The sequence below is a fragment of the Natrialba chahannaoensis JCM 10990 genome (genome assembly GCF_000337135.1).
GTDB classification, from domain to species: domain Archaea; phylum Halobacteriota; class Halobacteria; order Halobacteriales; family Natrialbaceae; genus Natrialba; species Natrialba chahannaoensis.
Map to the genome: position 1 here is coordinate 171773 of NZ_AOIN01000056.1, position 15247 is coordinate 187019.

Here is a 15247-nt window from a genome sequence, read left to right on the forward strand (position 1 = left end):
GCGCGACACGTGCTCAGTTATCCGTAGGAGGCGTATCGATCATGACCACAGCTTCACCCTGAATAACAATTTCGTCAGCATCGTTATTGCGTATGTTGGTTTCGAGCCGATACCGATTGTTGCCGAGGGATTCGACGATTTCGACGCGTGCGGAGACGCTGTCACCGATGCCGACGGGGCCGCAGAATTCGAGATCCTGTGACAGATAGATAGTGAGTCCGGGAAGGCGCGCAAGTGCGGCACTAATGAGTCCGGAAACGAGGGTTCCGTGGACGACACGTTCGCTGAACCGCGTTTCGGCGGCGAACTCGTCATCAAGGTGAAGTCGGTTCGTATCGCCGCTGATGCGAGCAAATGCCTGGACATCGTCTTCCGAGAGCGTCTTTCTGAAGGTGACGACGTCACCAACGCTGATGTGGGCTGGATCGTCAACGGTGCGTTCGAACTCCCAGTCAGAGATCGAGTAGTCGACTGACGGAATCGGAGCGGAGACGGAATCCGTCGTCTCTGCCCCGTCAGTGGTGGTCCTGTAGATGCTGTCGCTCTTGACACCTGCCTCGTCCGAGCTACTACTCGAGTTGTTCTTGTCGGAGTAACCCGCCTCGGCAGGGGGTGTCATAGCAGATATCGTCGCACGGTTGGCAGCGGCTGTGGTCCGGATAACACTCTGTGTCATTGCCGACCAAGCATCGATCATCGCAGTAAAATCGAATTCCCCCGTATTTTGCTGAGGCATCTGCAAACGGCTATGTGAGCAGGAGTTAAATCTTCTGTGCTGCGCACAATTGATCACGGTTTGAAAACAACTAGGCTGTCGCTACAAGGTAGTATTCGGGTCGTTTGGTATCATCATCGCTATCGAGTCCTTTCAGAGGGCGTTACAACGCAGGGTCCACCCAACAAAATACCCTACAACACATTTGCTACCATCTAATGTCTTCTAATGGTATCAAATGGTATATGCGGGGAAACTTTATTAATGGACGGGTCGTCCATAGAGCTGATGATGGACGACTCCGACCGATCACTCTGGTTTCCACCTGCGATGTTTACCGAGCAAATGCAGGAAGCTGGTGAGCAAGTGGCTGAGTCCCAGCAGGAACTGATGAAGCAGATGGTTCAGGCTAGCTCAGCGAACCCGTTCGAGGAGATAATGCCGTTCGGACCGATGAATATGGGCACAGCGACGTTCAAAGCCCGCGTCCAGAGCAACGGCCGAGTCAGCATACCTGGCCCGGAACGGGAGGCCCTCGATATCGAAGAGGGAGATATTGTCCAAACAATCGTTGTCCCTGTCAAACGCAACCGCGAAGAGTGAGCAGAGTCACAATCATGACACAAAACCCCTTCAGTACGGTCTTTGACGCACAGCGCACTGCAATCAAACACAGCCAGAACATGGCGCACGACGCCATCGAGGCCCAACAGGCCTCCATTGGCGCGTTCGCCAACGCCGTCGAGAACTCGAACGCGCTCGTCGAGTCTAACGCCGAGCTTACTAAGGGAGTCATCCATGCGTACTTTAACGCACTCGAGGCGTCCGTACCGGAAGACACGGTTGAATTCGACGATCTCAGCGAACTCGTTGATGAAGGCGTCGACTCTGCCACTGACGCTCAGTTGCAGTCGCTCGAGGTTGCCGTCGAGGCACTCAGGGAATCAGAAACAGCCTACGATGAGTTTACAGCTTCCTATTCGGAGGCCGTCGACAACTCCTTCGAGGCGTTCATCGAGGTTCACGAGCAGGTTGCGCAAAACATGACAGTCGCTGCCGAAAGCGTCGAGGAGGCTACCGAGGAGTTCGACGCTTCACCATAGAATTGAGTCGAAATCACACCTTCATCCACTCCCGATTAGAAACAATGTCTGATTCGCAATATCCAGAACAGGACTGGAGCGCATTCGCCGAACAGTGGAACGAACAGTTCCTCGAGGAATTCGAGAACAATATGGAAGCCCAGGCCCAGTTCGTCGAAAGCTGGTGTGACGCAGTTGACACAGTCAGCGACGACAACGAAATCTCCGACGATATCGAGGGTTACGCTCGCGCCTACGAGACATGGATGAGCGCATCGAAGCAAATGGTCGACCGGATGAACGACACGTTCGAAGGTGAGGATGTCGAGTTTGAGGAATTCCGTGACATCTGGCTCAACACGGCTAACGAGGCGTTCAAGGATGTTATGTCGACGACCGAATTTGCCAAGATGACTGGCGAGGCAGTCGGAGACGTACTCGAACTCCAGCAGCAGGCCGACGAGGCCTCACAGGAGACCCTTCGGATGCTCGGTTTCGCAACCGAAGATGACATCGCCGAAGTCGGTGACCGACTCGTCGAACTCGAACGCCGTCAACACGCTGTCGAGACAAAACTTGACCGTGTCCTCGAACACGTAGAAGACGAGCAATGAAGAACCCGTATTCGATCGCGCTGGATATACAACGGCAGGCCTGGGAAGGTGCCGCCGATCTGGCGGAGAAGGTTCAGATCACCCCTGAACGAACCGAGACGATCAAGAATATCGACGTCGGTCAAACGCCGAGCGAGGTCGTTTACGAAGAGAACAAGCTCGAACTTCTTCACTACAAGCCGGTGACAGAGGAACAGCACGACGTGCCGATCCTCATCGTCTACGCACTGATCAACAAACCCTACATTCTCGACCTTCAGCCGGACCGTTCAGTGGTCCGGACGCTGCTCGAGAACGGGTTCGATGTCTACCTGATCAATTGGGGAGAACCGTCCACACTCGATCGATCGCTGACGCTCGATGACTACGTCAACCGCTACATCGACAATTGCGTCAACGTCGTCCGCGAACGTTCCGGTCAGGACGAGATCAATATCCTCGGCTACTGTATGGGCGGCACGAAGTCGGCAATGTACGCCGCCCTCTATCCAGAGAAGGTAAAGAACCTCGCCCTGATGGCGTCGGGACTGTGTTTCGACGGCGACGGTGGTATTCTAGAACTCTGGGGAGATGAAGACTACTACGATCCAGAACAGGTTACAGAAGCCTTCGATAACGTCCCCGCAGCGTTTCTAGACCGTGGTTTCGAACTAATGGACCCAGTCGCGAATAACGTGACAAAATACGTTCGGTTCTACGACAACATGGCGGACGAAGATTTCGTCGAGAACTTCGCCCGAATGGAGCGATGGCTCAGCGAGGGAATCGATGTCGCGGGCACCACCTACAAGGAGTTCATCGAAGACATCTATCAGGATAACAAGCTGATAAACAACGAACTGTACCTCCACGGCGACCACGTCGACATCACCAATATCGACATGCCAGTTCTCCAGATCGTTGCGGAGTACGACCACCTCGTCCCACCCGAGGCATCGAAACCGTTCAACGACGAGATTCCCTCGGAAGATACCGAGATTATCGAGTTCACAACGGGGCACATCGGCATGTCAGTTTCCTCCCAGAGTCACGCCGAGCTCTGGCCTGCGGTCTGCGAGTGGTTTGAAGAGCGTTCGAGCGACACAGACATCGAAACTGAACCAGAGACACCAGCCCCCAAGGAAGCAGACGCCGCACTCGCTGAAGACGTAACCGGCGACGAATCTGGTCCTGACGTGGTGGAAGTTACTAACCAAGACATCGCATCTAAGAACGAATCCGAAGTCACCGATCTCACCGAACTGAACGGCGTCGGAACAGTCTATGCCGGCGAACTCGCCGCGGCCGGCATTGAGACAATCAACCAACTCGCGTCCGCCGATACAGCAGAACTCGCTGCCGAAACAGGGATTTCCCCGAGTCGGATCAACGACTGGATCGAACAGGCACAGGAGCACTAATGAGTGGGAAAACTACACCTGAATTGGTCGATCCGCCGAAACACAATCCACGCCACGAAATCCCAACAACATCGCAGTCAGTCGCCGCTCGATCGACCACGCATGAATCTCGAGGTCTACCGCCTTCGCTCGCGGCACCAACTGGGTCGTCAAACAGCGCCAGTAGTTCGCCCCGATCACGTCACAGTCGAGTTCGACCGCCGTCGTCACCGGCATCTCGAGTCGTCGGCTGACGAGCAATCCCATCGGCTGACTCGCATCCAGTTCGCGGATCGTCCGCAACTCCGGCGCAAGAAACGATGTCGTCACCACGCGATTCTCGACGCTGTCGAGTGCATTGAGCACGTCAGCGGCGATACCCAGTTCCTTCATCTCAAGATTGACTTCAACCCCGGGCGGAACGGCCCCGAGCATCTCCTCAAGGGTTGGAATTCGCTCGCCGGACTCGAGTACGGTGTGTGTTTTGAGGTCGGCAAGGCTACTCTCTGCGACGGTAGCGACGCCGCCCGTAACGCGGTCGATCGTCTCGTCGTGGATAACGACGAGTTCGCCCGAGCCGCAGCGTCGAACGTCGAATTCGACGGCGTCGGCGTACTCGGCGGCAGACTGGATGGCAGTGATGGTGTTCTCGGGAGCCGTCGCAGCGAAACCGCGGTGGGCGATTAGTCGCATTCGATCCGGTTGATGGTGGCCAGTGGCTTCAGTGTCACGTCCGGCGGGTCAGGTGAGTGGATACCCGTGTCCGATGGTGTCGGGATCGTCTCTGTCGGTACTCGAGTGCTGTTTGTGCAGTACTCCGGACAGCAGTCTTGCTACCTCTCCGACAGGCGATGCTACCGACATCCGAACAGCTAGGCGAGCACGTTTTGGAGTCTCGCTCAAGGAACACTGTTTGAGTGACCACAAACAGTCGACTATCCAAACCGTTTAGCACCTACGTTTAAACAGATCGGCTGAGAATTCTCTCTTACGTGTTTCCAGCGATGTGTCGTCGACGAGTAGCAACGTCCCCGAGGCAACGGTGGCTGCAATGAGTAGTCGACGGGCGGAACCGTTCGATGTCCTCCTAGTCGAAGACGATCCGACAGACAGAGACCGCATCCGTAACGCCTTCGGGCAATTGCCCGTCGAACTGACGTTCACGGTCGTCACTGATGGGGAGACTGCACTCGAGGAGCTCTCCGTTCGAGTGGCCGATAAGAGCACCGAGTTGCCAGCGCTCGTGTTGTTGGACCTCGATCTGCCGGGCGTCAACGGCCACGCGCTCCTCGAGACGATCCGTGAGGATGCGTCGCTCGTTCGGCTACCGGTAATCGTCCTGACGAGTTCGGGGACGGGTGAGGACGTACAGCGCAGTTACGAACTGTCTGCAAACGCGTATCTGACCAAGCCCGCAGAACCGGATGCGTTTTACTCGCTTGCGGAGGCGGTCGCGGAGTTCTGGTTCGAACACGTGCTGTTGCCGCCGATCTCTGGGCCGAGGTAGGCATCGAGAAGGTGGGAGAGATCGAGCCAGCCGAGCCGAGAACCGCCACCTAGATTGATCGGGTCACTCGTTGGAGTCTGTTCTATGTCGCCACAGCACACCGCCGACTTCGACTTCACGGATAGCGTCACAATCGTCACCGGTGCGAGCGGCGCTCTCGGAAGCGCCGTCGTCGAGCGGTTCCGTGCAGACGGCGCGACCGTCTGTGCAGTCGATATTGTCACGCCCGACGACGAGGACAGTCTGCTCGAGCAGGAGCCATCCGAAACGTCAGGGCTGGACTTCTACGAGGCGAATCTGACCGACGAGGCGGACGTCTCTGCCGTGGTCACACAGATTATCGACGACCACGGCCGAATCGATCACCTGCTGAACATCGCCGGCACCTGGCGTGGCGGCGACCCCATCGAGGACACCGATCTCGACGAGTTCGAACTGTTGCTCGATGTCAACCTGAAATCGGCGTTCCTCATGTCGAAATATGCGCTCCCATACCTGCAGGACAGCGAGGGCTCGATCGTCAGTGTCAGCGCTCGTGCAGCACTCGAGGGCGGCGAGGGCGACGGCCCCTATCGGATCACGAAAGCAGGGATCAAGCTGCTTACCGAGACGCTCGCGGCGGAGAATCGGGGCACCGTTCGGGCGAACTGCGTCCTCCCGAGCGTGATCGATACGCCGATGAATCGCGAGATGATGGCCGACGCAGATCATGACTCGTGGGTCGATCCCGCCGAAATCGCGTCCATGATGGCGTTTCTCTGCAGTGATGAGGCGACAGCCACGAGCGGGGCTGCGGTGCCGGTGTACGGCGAGGCCTGAGACGGTCCGTGGTAGTTCCGTGCCAGTGATCGCTCCGCTGAGGGCGGGAACCTCCGGTCATACGCGATAACAGCCGTATGAGCCAACTGTCTTCTCGGCTGCAGTTACTCGTCCGCCAGTCGTTCGGTTTCCGATCTGATTTCGTCACCTTCGCGCCACTGGTAGTATCGGTATCGTTCGCCTGCAATCTCGACCACAGAGACGACTGCACGGTCTGGAACGGATGGCGGCGACTCCGAGGACGACTCCGGCGATGGCTGCTGAGACGTGGACGGGGACGCCTCATCAGCAGCTAATGATTCCTTCCACTCGGCAAGCGACAGCGCGTACTCTGCGACCGACAACAACGTCTCGCTGTCCTGCGTCTCGAGTGCCTCGACGAGTCCATCGTCGAGTGCTGCTGGTGGCTGCGGGGGAGTGGGGTCGCGTTCAGTCACAGGTTTGCTCTCACCGGTGAGTGGGAGTACGAGCCCAAAACAGTCTCCGATCTCGATTCGGTCATAGCCCGGTTCTGGTTCGAAAGGAACAGTAGATCAAGTGCCACAGAGCCGAACGCCACAGGGCACAGAGATCACCTCGAAATCAGGCCGCCGGGAGCGGCTCAGAACGTCTCGAGATAGCGGTCGAGTTCCCACTGGGAGACATCGATCAGGTACTCTTCGAACTCCTGGCGCTTTGCCTCGACGAACTTCGCCCCGACGTGTTCGCCGAGTGCGTTGTAGATCTCCTCGTCCTCCTCTAAGGCGTCAACGGCTTCGCCGAGATTCGACGGCAGCGTTTCGATACCGTACTCCTCGCGCTTCTGCTCGTCGAACTCGTAGATGTTCTCGCGCACTGGGTCTGGACAGTCGAGATCGTTCTCGATGCCGTTCAGTCCGGCGTGGATCATAACGGCAATAGCGAGGTACGGGTTACAGGACGGGTCGGGTGAGCGCAGTTCGACGCGCGAGGCAGCGGGCACGCGGGCGGCCGGTTTGCGGATGAGCGACGAACGGTTGCGGTCCGACCAGGCGACGTACACCGGCGCTTCGTAGCCCGGCACAAGGCGCTTGTAGCTGTTGACCGTCGGGTTCGCGACCGCCGTGATGGCGGGTGCGTGCTCGAGAATACCAGCGGTGAACGCACGAGCCTCGTCGCTCAGGTCGAACTCGTCGTCGCCGTCGTGGAAGGCGTTCTCGCCGTCCTCGGTGAAGAGCGAAAGATGAGTGTGCATGCCCGAGCCGTTGATCTTCGGGATCGGCTTCGGCATGAACGTCGCGTGGTAGTCGTGCTGGGCGGCGATCGCGCGGACGACCGTACGGAACGTTCCAACGTTGTCCGCGGTCGTCAGCGCGTCGTCGTACTCGAAGTTGATCTCGTGCTGGCCCTCTGCGACCTCGTGGTGGCTCGCTTCGACCTCGAAGCCCATGCTCTCGAGTCCGTAGATAATGTCGCGGCGAACGTCGCTTGCGAGGTCTTTCGGTGCGAGGTCGAAGTACCCGCCGGCGTCGTTCGTTTTCGTTGTTGCACGCCCCTCCTCGTCCTCCTCGAAGAGGAAGAACTCCGGTTCGGGTGCGGCGTTGACCGTGTAGCCCATCTCCTTGGCGCGCTCGAGTGCATCCTTCAGCACGCGGCGTGGATCACCCTCGAACGGTTCGCCCGTCGAGGTGTCGTAGACATCACAGATCATCCGGGCTGCTGCGCTATTCTCGTCGTTGCGCCACGGGAGAATCGCGAACGTTTCCGGGTCCGGCTTGAGTCGCATGTCCGACTCCTGAATGCGGACGAAGCCTTCGATCGAGGAGCCGTCGAAGTAGATGCCCTCCGTGAACGCCTTCTCGGTCTGACGGGCCGGAACGGAGACGTTCTTGACCGTTCCCAGGATGTCCGTAAACTGTAATCGGAGGAAGTCGACGTCTTCCGATTCGATTTTCTCCAGTACCGATTCTTCCGTTGAGGTCAGGTTCCCATCTGTCATCTTCTATTCGACTCAGACAACCACATCCACCACTAAAACTCTATTGTTGTGGGCGAATATACTGTGATTGATTGAATAGTGGCCAATTGTCCACTCATGAGTTGCCTTAGTAAAGAGTGCGATACTTGAGGGGCAACACTTGCACCCCGAGTGGAAGAACGTGTGTCATGGATAGAAGCAACATGATCAACAGGTCGTGGTCCAGACTGGTGTCACACGAGCACCGATGCGGACCACGGACAACCCGAGCTAGTCGTCACTTGTTTCGCACGTCAGCCCTACGTCCCAGTATGAACGACCACACACCCACCCCAGTCGACCTCGACGACGGCGACGCACTCGAGTCCTTCGTCGCGAGTCACGAAACGTGTCTCGTCGAGTTGTACACGAAGGGGTGCTCGCTGTGTCAGGCGATGGAGCCGGTGCTCGGCAACGTCGCACGGTCGACGGGAGTACCCGTCGGGATGCTGAATCCGAGAGACGATCCCGAACTGGTCGAGCGGTTCGACGTTCGGTCGGTGCCGAAGCTCGTGGTGTTTCACGAGGGAGAGCAAGTAGCGAGCCGTGCGGATGGATTCCTTGGCGGTGACGAAGTGACTGCGCTTCTCGAGACGCACGCGCCTGCGGTGAACGAGGGCGCGTAGCGGAACGCCTCGGAAACGAACTGAGAGAACTGGTTGGGTTAGTCGTCGCGAGTGTCGGTTTCAGTGCTGCTGTCGGCAGCTTCGTCCACGTCGGCCCGCTCGTTCTATCGGCAGCCTCGGCTGGTTCAACAGTCTGGTGAACAGCACCAGCAGCACGGTATCAGCAACCTCAGCGGCAGCAACCATTCAGCAGCAGCAAAACCTCAGCAACAACCACAACAGCAGCGACAACAGCACCACCAACCCCGACTACAGTGTCAGTATCCGTTTTTCTGCCGACTCACTCCGCAGAATCAGCACCGCTTGTGTCCGACTCATCTTCACGGTCCGCACCGTCAGCACCGTCCTCAGTGGTCCCCTCCACACCCTCATCATCATCACCGAGTTCAGCCAACTCGACCTCGCCCGCGAGCACCTGCTCGCCGAGGTCTGTGATATCGTAGACGCCAGGCATATGCTTCGTCAGCAGTCCGCGCTTGGTGAGTTCGCGACAGCGATAGGCCGCATGGGGACCACGACAGACGTCTTCAGCTGCAATCTGATCGGGGGAGAAGTACTCTTCGCGGCCCATGTACTCGAGTACCGTTTCGTCGACTGGGTCGATCCAGTCTGCATCGGTGTTGTCGGCGGTGTCGTCGGTGTCGGTAGCGTTGGCTGCGTCAGTCGGTTTGGTTTCGGTGCGATTTCCATCTCCATTGCCAGTACCATCGCCATCGCCGTCTCCGGCTACAGTCATAGTTGGCAGTACTCGTTCGTGCTCCAAGAAGGAATTGATTGGACGAGTGTGACGGTGACAGGTGGCCAGAGGCGGCTTCTGGAGGGTGCTGACACCGTGTACGCCCGCGGCTCGCTCAGCTGGTACTGTAGTCGACGTGAACGTGCGGTGCGGCACTCGGCGAAAGGCCGGTGATACCGCGGTCAACGAAGGTGACGTCGGTCAGGTCACCGGTAAACTCGAACTCGACGGTGCCGTCTTCGATGGTTCCTTCAACCGTTGATCCGGAGAGCACGGAGGTGTCGGTCGTCGTCGCTGCGTCACAGCCTTCGATGCGTCCCTCAACCGTAATCTCGAAAATCGTCGGGACACCGCGGCCGATGATCGTCAGCGTTCGATCGGAGCCGTCGGGGTCGCCTGTTGCGACGATGGTCGCCGGGGAGGGTTCGGCAGTCGCCGCTGGTGTTTCGGGGTAGCTGCCCTGTGCTGGCTGTTCCAGCGGGTTGTGTTCGTTTCGTACCACATCAGCATCATCCTGTGCCATACCCTTCGAAAGCAGAGTAATTACTCATAAACCTTCCCACTGAATTATCGCCACAGTCGTGTGAAGGTTTTCTCGTCTTACTGGTTCTCTGCGGGGATACTCTGTGCGTGAGGACAGACAGAAGGGAGTGATCGAGAGACGGAGAAGACCACGAACTCGTCCAGTACGAATACGGTCACGATGGATGCTGGTGAGAGATTCGCTCAGCGACTGTGCTCGGAACTGGCGTTCCACAGTCCGTGCACCTCCAGCTTCGTGAGACCGTTCCCGACTCCTTCTGAAGGTCCTGTCTGTACTGCAGGCGAGCACCACACTGACACGTGTATGTTGTTCGGGACATGGGACATCGAAAGCGCCGTACTGAGGCACGACCGTGACGGAAACGGCCGGTTCGAGCGCGCTGTGATCGTGCTGCTAGCCAGTCAGTCACCGGCCCCGCTCGTAGTCGGCTGTAGGTGCTTCTCCGAAATGACCGCACGGGTTTCGATCTCAAGCCGCGGACTCGTCTCCGCGGGGCAACGAGATGCGCTATGGATTCGAAACGACCCGACGTACGAGTGGACGACCAACCGGACGAAGAAGGACGCGTAACGACTCGATCGACGGACGACACCGGTAGCGAGTCGGGGCTCCGAGCACGGCTGTCCGCACTGACTCGTTGGCTCCACGGCGCACTGTTTCGGCGGTGAAGGGACAGGCAGTCCGTTCGAGGACGCTACGAGTCCTCGAGCAGGCCGAGTTCGGTCGCGACCAGATCGGCGATCTGATCAGCAATGTCGGGATCGACCTGTGCGATCTCCTCGCCGTCGTGAAGCTGGTCGTTGTGGCGCGCAACTGCGTTGGCGACACCCGAGAGCGGCACGCGTGAGGTCGTCTCACAGGCGCTACAGACGATCGGAACCTGCGGGGCGTCCGTGTCGTCAGTCGTCATTGTCGGCAGTCTCGTGGCAACCGTGATAGGTTCGTTGGTTCGAGCAACGAACGCGAGACGGGGCATTGATGCGAGCAGCCACTGTGCGCTCTCTCAGGGCCGTCTGAGGGCGGCAATCAACAGCGCGCTGAGCGCGACGAGCACCGACAAGACGCCGAACCCGGGCACGGTGTCGGTCGCGTCGTCGTCTGTTCCGTTCGACTCGCCGGCCTCGTCACCGGTCGAGTCGTCGGCACTATCGTCCGTATTCTCGTCTGCGCCACCACCGGCATCGGCAGCTGCGTCACCGATTTCTTCGTCCGGATCGACCGGAATGTCGGCGTCACCGTCGAGCTGGAGGACGACGACCAGCTGTCCGTGCGAGCCGTCAGGGTGGTAGGTCCAGCCACCGCCGGCCTCCTCGTAGGCGACGGCCGACTCGAGTGGGTCGATATCAGTGTCCCAGGCTTCGTGTGGGCGCTCGATGTAGCCGACGAGGTCAATCTGGTCCGCGTGTGGTCCCTCAATCTGTGCCTCACCGTACTCAACGGTCTCGTCCTCGGGGAGGCCATGCCACTCGAAGCAGTGGGAGTCGAGGTAGCCGTCACCCTGTGGAAGGTCAGCGCGGGTGCCGAACTGGTCGGCGTCGAGCGGTCGGTTGTAGTTCTCGGCCAGTGGGTAGTCGACGACGAACGGATCGATATCGTCGTGCCAGGATAGTGAATCGCCGGTCGGCACTGTGACAGTCGTGCCGGGGATGGAATTGCCCTCGACGGGTTGGCCGGCCTCGTTCAACAGCGTCACGCACATCTTTCCGGAGCCATCGCCAAGATAGGGCATCCGGTACTCATCGCGCGGGTTAACGTAGCTGATCCACTCGCCATCCGGATCTTCCTGTTCGAAGTAGAGTTCATCCGCTTCAGGAACTGGTTCGACGACAGCCTCTTCAGAGACGTACACCGTCGCCTCGTCAGTCTCGCTCTCTTGTACCGCTGGTACCGGCTGATCTGCATCTGCATCTGCACTCGCACTCGCGCCGACGACTGCGCCGACACTCAATGCGATGACAACGCCGACGAGTAGCACGAGGCCGGCGAACGCGATCGAGTGTGGGAATGCAGAGAGGGATCGTCTCGAACGAATTGGAATCGATGACTGTCTTCGATTTGGAGGTGTCATTGCCGGGGATTCCGGAACAGGGACCGTAGATATAGGCCGCCTACCAGCGGGTAGGGCCCGCATACCCGCTGACATGTTCGGCTTCGTTTAGCTTCGTTCGCCTTCAGAGGTATGACCGATTCGAACACAACGAGCACGCTCGGTGTTGGCGCAGTGTCGAACCGGTGTCAAAGAAGCGAAGACTGTCCCTATACCTGTCCGTACAGTGCTAAGCGGCGCAGAACGTGGCCCTTATGCATCGTTCGCTCATAGGAACGAGTCATGACTGAGGGGGACGTCGCGGCCTTTTCCCATCTCGGAACGACTGTTCGTGGGGCGCTCTCCGAGCGCGGGTTCTCGACCCCGACGGCACCACAACGGCTGGCGATTCCGCCGCTCGCCGCCGGCGAGAGCACGCTCGTCATTGCCCCGACCGGGAGTGGCAAGACCGAGACGGCCATGCTCCCCGTCTTCGATGACCTCGTCGACGAGCGTCCGGAGGGGTTCGGTGCGCTCTACATCACCCCGCTGCGGGCACTCAACCGCGACATGCTGGACCGACTCGAGTGGTGGGGCAAGTTTCTCGACCTTGAGGTCGACGTTCGCCACGGCGACACCACGGATTACCAGCGCAGCAAGCAGGCCGAGAACCCACCTGACGTGCTCATCACGACGCCCGAAACCGTTCAGGCGATGCTCACCGGTGACCGCCTCCGCGATGCACTCGCGGACCTCTCGCACGTCGTCATCGACGAGGTGCACGAACTCGCCGCCTCGAAGCGTGGCGCACAGCTCGCGATCGGACTCGAACGCCTCCGCGATCTGTCCGGCGACGTCCAGCGGATTGGGCTCTCCGCGACGGTCGGCGACCCGGGCGAGGTCGGCCAGTTCCTCACCGGCGGCCGCCGCTGTGAGATCCGCGAAATTAATGTCGGGAGCAACGTGGACGTGACCGTCTGCCAGCCCGATATCCGGCCAGAAGACGAGCAACTCGCTGGGCAGCTGATGACTGAGGCTGACACGGCAAGCCATGTCCGACTGATTCGGGACCTCGTCGAGGAACACGAGTCCACGCTCATCTTCGTCAATACGCGCCAGACCGCAGAAGCGCTCGGCTCGCGATTCACCGAACTCGATCTCCCTATCGGCGTCCACCACGGATCGCTCTCGAAGGACGCCCGGATCGACGTCGAGGATCGGTTCAAGGCGGGCGAACTCGACGGCCTGCTCTGTACATCCTCCATGGAACTCGGGATCGACGTGGGACGTGTCGATCACGTAATCCAGTACAAGAGCCCGCGGCAGGTCGCCCGACTGCTCCAGCGGATCGGCCGCGCTGGTCACCGCCGGGACGAGGTTTCGAGTGGCACCATCGTCACGACCCGGCCGGACGACACCTTCGAGGCGCTGTCGATCGCCCGCCGGGCCCGCGATGGCGAGGTTGAACCGGCCCGAATCCACGAGGGGAGCCTCGATGTGGTCGCGAATCAGATTCCGGGTCTGGTTCACAGCCGCGGCTCAGTGCACGTTCGGGACGCCTACGAGACGATCAGCCGGGCATACCCGTTCCGCGACCTCGAACTGGAGACGTTCCGCGAGGTGCTCGGCGAACTCCACCGCAACCGAATCGTCTGGTTCGACGAGGGCGAGGATCGCATCGAAACCTCCGGGGGCACCTGGCAGTACGTCTACGCCAACCTCTCGATGATCCCCGACGAGGAGACCTACGAGGTCCACGACATCGCCTCGAGTTCCCAGATCGGAACCTTAGACGAGCGGTTCGTCGTCAACTTCGCCCAGCCCGGCGAGGTATTCATCCAGCGCGGCGAGATGTGGCGCATCGCCGAAATCGACGACGACGAGAGCCGCGTGAAGGTCAGTCCGATCGAGGACCCCGCCGGCGAAGTCCCCTCCTGGATCGGCCAGGAAATCCCGGTCCCCGCGGCGGTCGCACAGGAGGTCGGCGAGATCCGCGCCGTCGCCGAACCCCAGTTCGAAGCAGGTGCCGACGCACGCGCCGTCGGTCGCGAACTCTCGGGCCGGTACCCCGGCGACGAGTACACCCTGACCGAGGCCTGCACGCAACTCGAGTACCAGATCGATGCTGACGCCGACACCGACGCCGCGGACTCCTCGTCAATGCCCATGCCAACCGCCGACCGGATCGTCCTCGAACGGCAGGGCCGAACCATCGTTCTCAACGCCTGCTACGGCCACATGGCAAACGAGACACTTGGTCGTCTCCTCTCGTCGCTGCTCGGCCAGCGTGCCGGCTCCTCGGTTGGCCTCGAGACGGACCCGTACCGAATCGAACTCGAGGTGCCCACGTCGGTCGCAACGAGCGACGTCCTCGAGGTGATCGAAGAGACGGATCCCGACCACGTTCAGGCGATCATCGAACTCGGGCTCAAGAATTCCGACGCGCTCGCGTTCCGCCTGGCGCAGGTCTCGGCCAAGTTCGGCGCACTCAAGCGCTGGCAGGGCCAGGGTTCGGGTCGGCTCTCGAACGACCGGTTGCTCGCTGCACTCGAGGACACCCCGATGTACGAGGAGGCGATTCGGGAGGTGTTCCACGAGGATCTCGACGTCGAGCGAGCGGCAGCAGTGCTTGCGGGACTGCAGTCGGGCGAGATCGAACTCGTCACCCACCGCGGACGGACGCCGGTTGGACAGGGCGGTCGCTCCAGCGGTGGCAAAGAACTGCTCGCGCCGGAGAACGCCGACGCGGGCGTGATCGAGACGGTCAAGGAGCGCCTGCAGGACGATCGTGTCATCCTGCTGTGTACCCACTGTACGGAGTGGAAGGCCCGGACGAAGGTAAAGCGCGTGCAGGAGCAGCCAAAGTGCCCCGAATGTGGCTCGACGCGCATCGCCTCACTGAACCCGTGGGCCGACGAGGTCGTCCAGGCGGTCCGTGCTGCGGTGAAGGATGACGAACAGGAGGAGATGACCGAACGCGCGTTTCGGGCCGCGAGTCTCGTCCAGAGTCACGGCAAGCAGGCCGTAATCGCGATGGCAGCCCGCGGCGTCGGTCCGCACAACGCCGCCCAGATCATCAACAAGCTTCGAGAGGACGAAACCGCGTTCTACCGAGACATTCTCTCGAAAGAGCGAGAGTATGCCCGGACGCAGGCGTTCTGGGACTGAGCCGGAAGTGTCTGAAAGAAATACTAAATCTGCAAGAAGAATTATTAGACAAACCT

General features: G+C 59.8%; 17 protein-coding genes. 9 read left to right on the top strand and 8 right to left on the bottom strand.

Features of this window, described 5'->3' with window-relative positions; translation table 11 throughout:
- Nucleotides 1-13: 13 nt before the first annotated feature.
- Nucleotides 14-736: a MaoC family dehydratase gene (locus C482_RS09785; RefSeq protein WP_049896609.1), complete on the bottom strand. Its 723-nt coding sequence runs from the start codon at nt 734-736 to the stop codon at nt 14-16.
- 267 nt (nt 737-1003) lie between these two features.
- Here C482_RS09785 and C482_RS09790 point away from each other — a divergent pair, with 267 nt between their 5' ends.
- Genes C482_RS09790 through phaC form a run of 4 tightly spaced genes read left to right on the top strand, consistent with a single transcriptional unit; the run spans nt 1004 to nt 3811 of the window.
- Nucleotides 1004-1318, top strand: a complete 315-nt coding sequence (locus C482_RS09790; RefSeq protein ID WP_049896621.1) for an AbrB/MazE/SpoVT family DNA-binding domain-containing protein — start codon at nt 1004-1006, stop codon at nt 1316-1318.
- Nucleotides 1319-1332: 14 nt separating this feature from the next.
- The gene (locus C482_RS09795; RefSeq protein ID WP_006167434.1) at nt 1333-1818 is read left to right on the top strand and encodes a hypothetical protein; all 486 of its coding nucleotides are present in this window, start codon (nt 1333-1335) and stop codon (nt 1816-1818) included.
- A 44-nt stretch (nt 1819-1862) separates the two neighbouring features.
- On the top strand, nt 1863-2411 hold the full coding sequence (locus C482_RS09800; RefSeq protein WP_006167435.1) for a poly(R)-hydroxyalkanoic acid synthase subunit PhaE: 549 nt from the start codon (nt 1863-1865) through the stop codon (nt 2409-2411).
- Nucleotides 2408-3811, top strand: coding sequence for a class III poly(R)-hydroxyalkanoic acid synthase subunit PhaC (gene phaC / locus C482_RS09805; RefSeq protein ID WP_006167436.1), 1404 nt, complete (start codon nt 2408-2410; stop codon nt 3809-3811). The genes C482_RS09800 and phaC overlap by 4 nt, the downstream gene beginning before the upstream one ends.
- 12 nt (nt 3812-3823) lie before the next feature.
- Here phaC and C482_RS09810 read toward each other — a convergent pair whose 3' ends face one another.
- Entirely contained in the window at nt 3824-4483 is a 660-nt protein-coding gene (locus C482_RS09810) for a glycerophosphodiester phosphodiesterase (RefSeq protein WP_006167437.1), read from the bottom strand.
- Between the two features lie 358 nt (nt 4484-4841).
- Here C482_RS09810 and C482_RS09815 point away from each other — a divergent pair, with 358 nt between their 5' ends.
- On the top strand, nt 4842-5297 hold the full coding sequence (locus C482_RS09815) for a response regulator (protein WP_006167438.1): 456 nt from the start codon (nt 4842-4844) through the stop codon (nt 5295-5297).
- An 84-nt stretch (nt 5298-5381) separates the two neighbouring features.
- Nucleotides 5382-6116, top strand: coding sequence for an SDR family oxidoreductase (locus tag C482_RS09820; RefSeq protein WP_006167439.1), 735 nt, complete (start codon nt 5382-5384; stop codon nt 6114-6116).
- 104 nt (nt 6117-6220) lie between these two features.
- Here C482_RS09820 and C482_RS09825 read toward each other — a convergent pair whose 3' ends face one another.
- Nucleotides 6221-6553: a hypothetical protein gene (locus tag C482_RS09825; RefSeq protein WP_006167440.1), complete on the bottom strand. Its 333-nt coding sequence runs from the start codon at nt 6551-6553 to the stop codon at nt 6221-6223.
- A 164-nt stretch (nt 6554-6717) separates the two neighbouring features.
- Nucleotides 6718-8073, bottom strand: coding sequence for a type I glutamate--ammonia ligase (glnA, locus tag C482_RS09830; protein WP_006167441.1), 1356 nt, complete (start codon nt 8071-8073; stop codon nt 6718-6720).
- A 290-nt stretch (nt 8074-8363) separates the two neighbouring features.
- On the opposite strand from glnA, the gene C482_RS09835 reads away from it, so the two are divergent.
- Entirely contained in the window at nt 8364-8717 is a 354-nt protein-coding gene (locus C482_RS09835; RefSeq protein WP_006167442.1) for a thioredoxin family protein, read from the top strand.
- Nucleotides 8718-8997: 280 nt separating this feature from the next.
- On the opposite strand, the gene C482_RS09840 is transcribed toward C482_RS09835, so the two are convergent.
- Nucleotides 8998-9453, bottom strand: a complete 456-nt coding sequence (locus C482_RS09840) for a hypothetical protein (protein ID WP_006167443.1) — start codon at nt 9451-9453, stop codon at nt 8998-9000.
- A gap of 115 nt (nt 9454-9568) precedes the next feature.
- Nucleotides 9569-9976 (bottom strand): hypothetical protein, encoded by a 408-nt coding sequence (locus C482_RS09845; RefSeq protein WP_006167444.1) that lies wholly within the window; start codon nt 9974-9976, stop codon nt 9569-9571.
- Nucleotides 9977-10506: 530 nt separating this feature from the next.
- Here C482_RS09845 and C482_RS21505 point away from each other — a divergent pair.
- Nucleotides 10507-10665: a hypothetical protein gene (locus tag C482_RS21505; protein WP_161605597.1), complete on the top strand. Its 159-nt coding sequence runs from the start codon at nt 10507-10509 to the stop codon at nt 10663-10665.
- 26 nt (nt 10666-10691) lie between these two features.
- Here the strand turns inward: C482_RS21505 and C482_RS09855 are convergent, their stop codons facing one another.
- Together C482_RS09855 and C482_RS09860 are read right to left on the bottom strand one after the other, a co-directional pair.
- Nucleotides 10692-10907, bottom strand: a complete 216-nt coding sequence (locus C482_RS09855; protein WP_049896610.1) for a hypothetical protein — start codon at nt 10905-10907, stop codon at nt 10692-10694.
- Nucleotides 10908-11000: 93 nt separating this feature from the next.
- Nucleotides 11001-12065: a hypothetical protein gene (locus C482_RS09860; protein WP_006167447.1), complete on the bottom strand. Its 1065-nt coding sequence runs from the start codon at nt 12063-12065 to the stop codon at nt 11001-11003.
- A gap of 261 nt (nt 12066-12326) precedes the next feature.
- On the opposite strand from C482_RS09860, the gene C482_RS09865 reads away from it, so the two are divergent.
- A complete protein-coding gene (locus tag C482_RS09865) occupies nt 12327-15191 on the top strand; it encodes a DEAD/DEAH box helicase (RefSeq protein ID WP_006167448.1) in 2865 nt (954 codons plus the stop codon).
- Nucleotides 15192-15247 lie beyond the last annotated feature (56 nt).

What these genes read in the sequence shown, in the direction of transcription:
- C482_RS09785 (WP_049896609.1), bottom strand. Translation starts at nt 736, where the DNA reads ATGCCTCAGCAAAATACGGGGGAATTCGATTTTACTGCGATGATCGAT.
- C482_RS09790 (WP_049896621.1), top strand. Translation starts at nt 1,004, where the DNA reads ATGATGGACGACTCCGACCGATCACTCTGGTTTCCACCTGCGATGTTT.
- C482_RS09795 (WP_006167434.1), top strand. Translation starts at nt 1,333, where the DNA reads ATGACACAAAACCCCTTCAGTACGGTCTTTGACGCACAGCGCACTGCA.
- C482_RS09800 (WP_006167435.1), top strand. Translation starts at nt 1,863, where the DNA reads ATGTCTGATTCGCAATATCCAGAACAGGACTGGAGCGCATTCGCCGAA.
- phaC (WP_006167436.1), top strand. Translation starts at nt 2,408, where the DNA reads ATGAAGAACCCGTATTCGATCGCGCTGGATATACAACGGCAGGCCTGG.
- C482_RS09810 (WP_006167437.1), bottom strand. Translation starts at nt 4,483, where the DNA reads ATGCGACTAATCGCCCACCGCGGTTTCGCTGCGACGGCTCCCGAGAAC.
- C482_RS09815 (WP_006167438.1), top strand. Translation starts at nt 4,842, where the DNA reads ATGAGTAGTCGACGGGCGGAACCGTTCGATGTCCTCCTAGTCGAAGAC.
- C482_RS09820 (WP_006167439.1), top strand. Translation starts at nt 5,382, where the DNA reads ATGTCGCCACAGCACACCGCCGACTTCGACTTCACGGATAGCGTCACA.
- glnA (WP_006167441.1), bottom strand. Translation starts at nt 8,073, where the DNA reads ATGACAGATGGGAACCTGACCTCAACGGAAGAATCGGTACTGGAGAAA.
- C482_RS09835 (WP_006167442.1), top strand. Translation starts at nt 8,364, where the DNA reads ATGAACGACCACACACCCACCCCAGTCGACCTCGACGACGGCGACGCA.
- C482_RS09840 (WP_006167443.1), bottom strand. Translation starts at nt 9,453, where the DNA reads ATGACTGTAGCCGGAGACGGCGATGGCGATGGTACTGGCAATGGAGAT.
- C482_RS09845 (WP_006167444.1), bottom strand. Translation starts at nt 9,976, where the DNA reads ATGGCACAGGATGATGCTGATGTGGTACGAAACGAACACAACCCGCTG.
- C482_RS21505 (WP_161605597.1), top strand. Translation starts at nt 10,507, where the DNA reads ATGGATTCGAAACGACCCGACGTACGAGTGGACGACCAACCGGACGAA.
- C482_RS09855 (WP_049896610.1), bottom strand. Translation starts at nt 10,907, where the DNA reads ATGACGACTGACGACACGGACGCCCCGCAGGTTCCGATCGTCTGTAGC.
- C482_RS09860 (WP_006167447.1), bottom strand. Translation starts at nt 12,065, where the DNA reads ATGACACCTCCAAATCGAAGACAGTCATCGATTCCAATTCGTTCGAGA.
- C482_RS09865 (WP_006167448.1), top strand. Translation starts at nt 12,327, where the DNA reads ATGACTGAGGGGGACGTCGCGGCCTTTTCCCATCTCGGAACGACTGTT.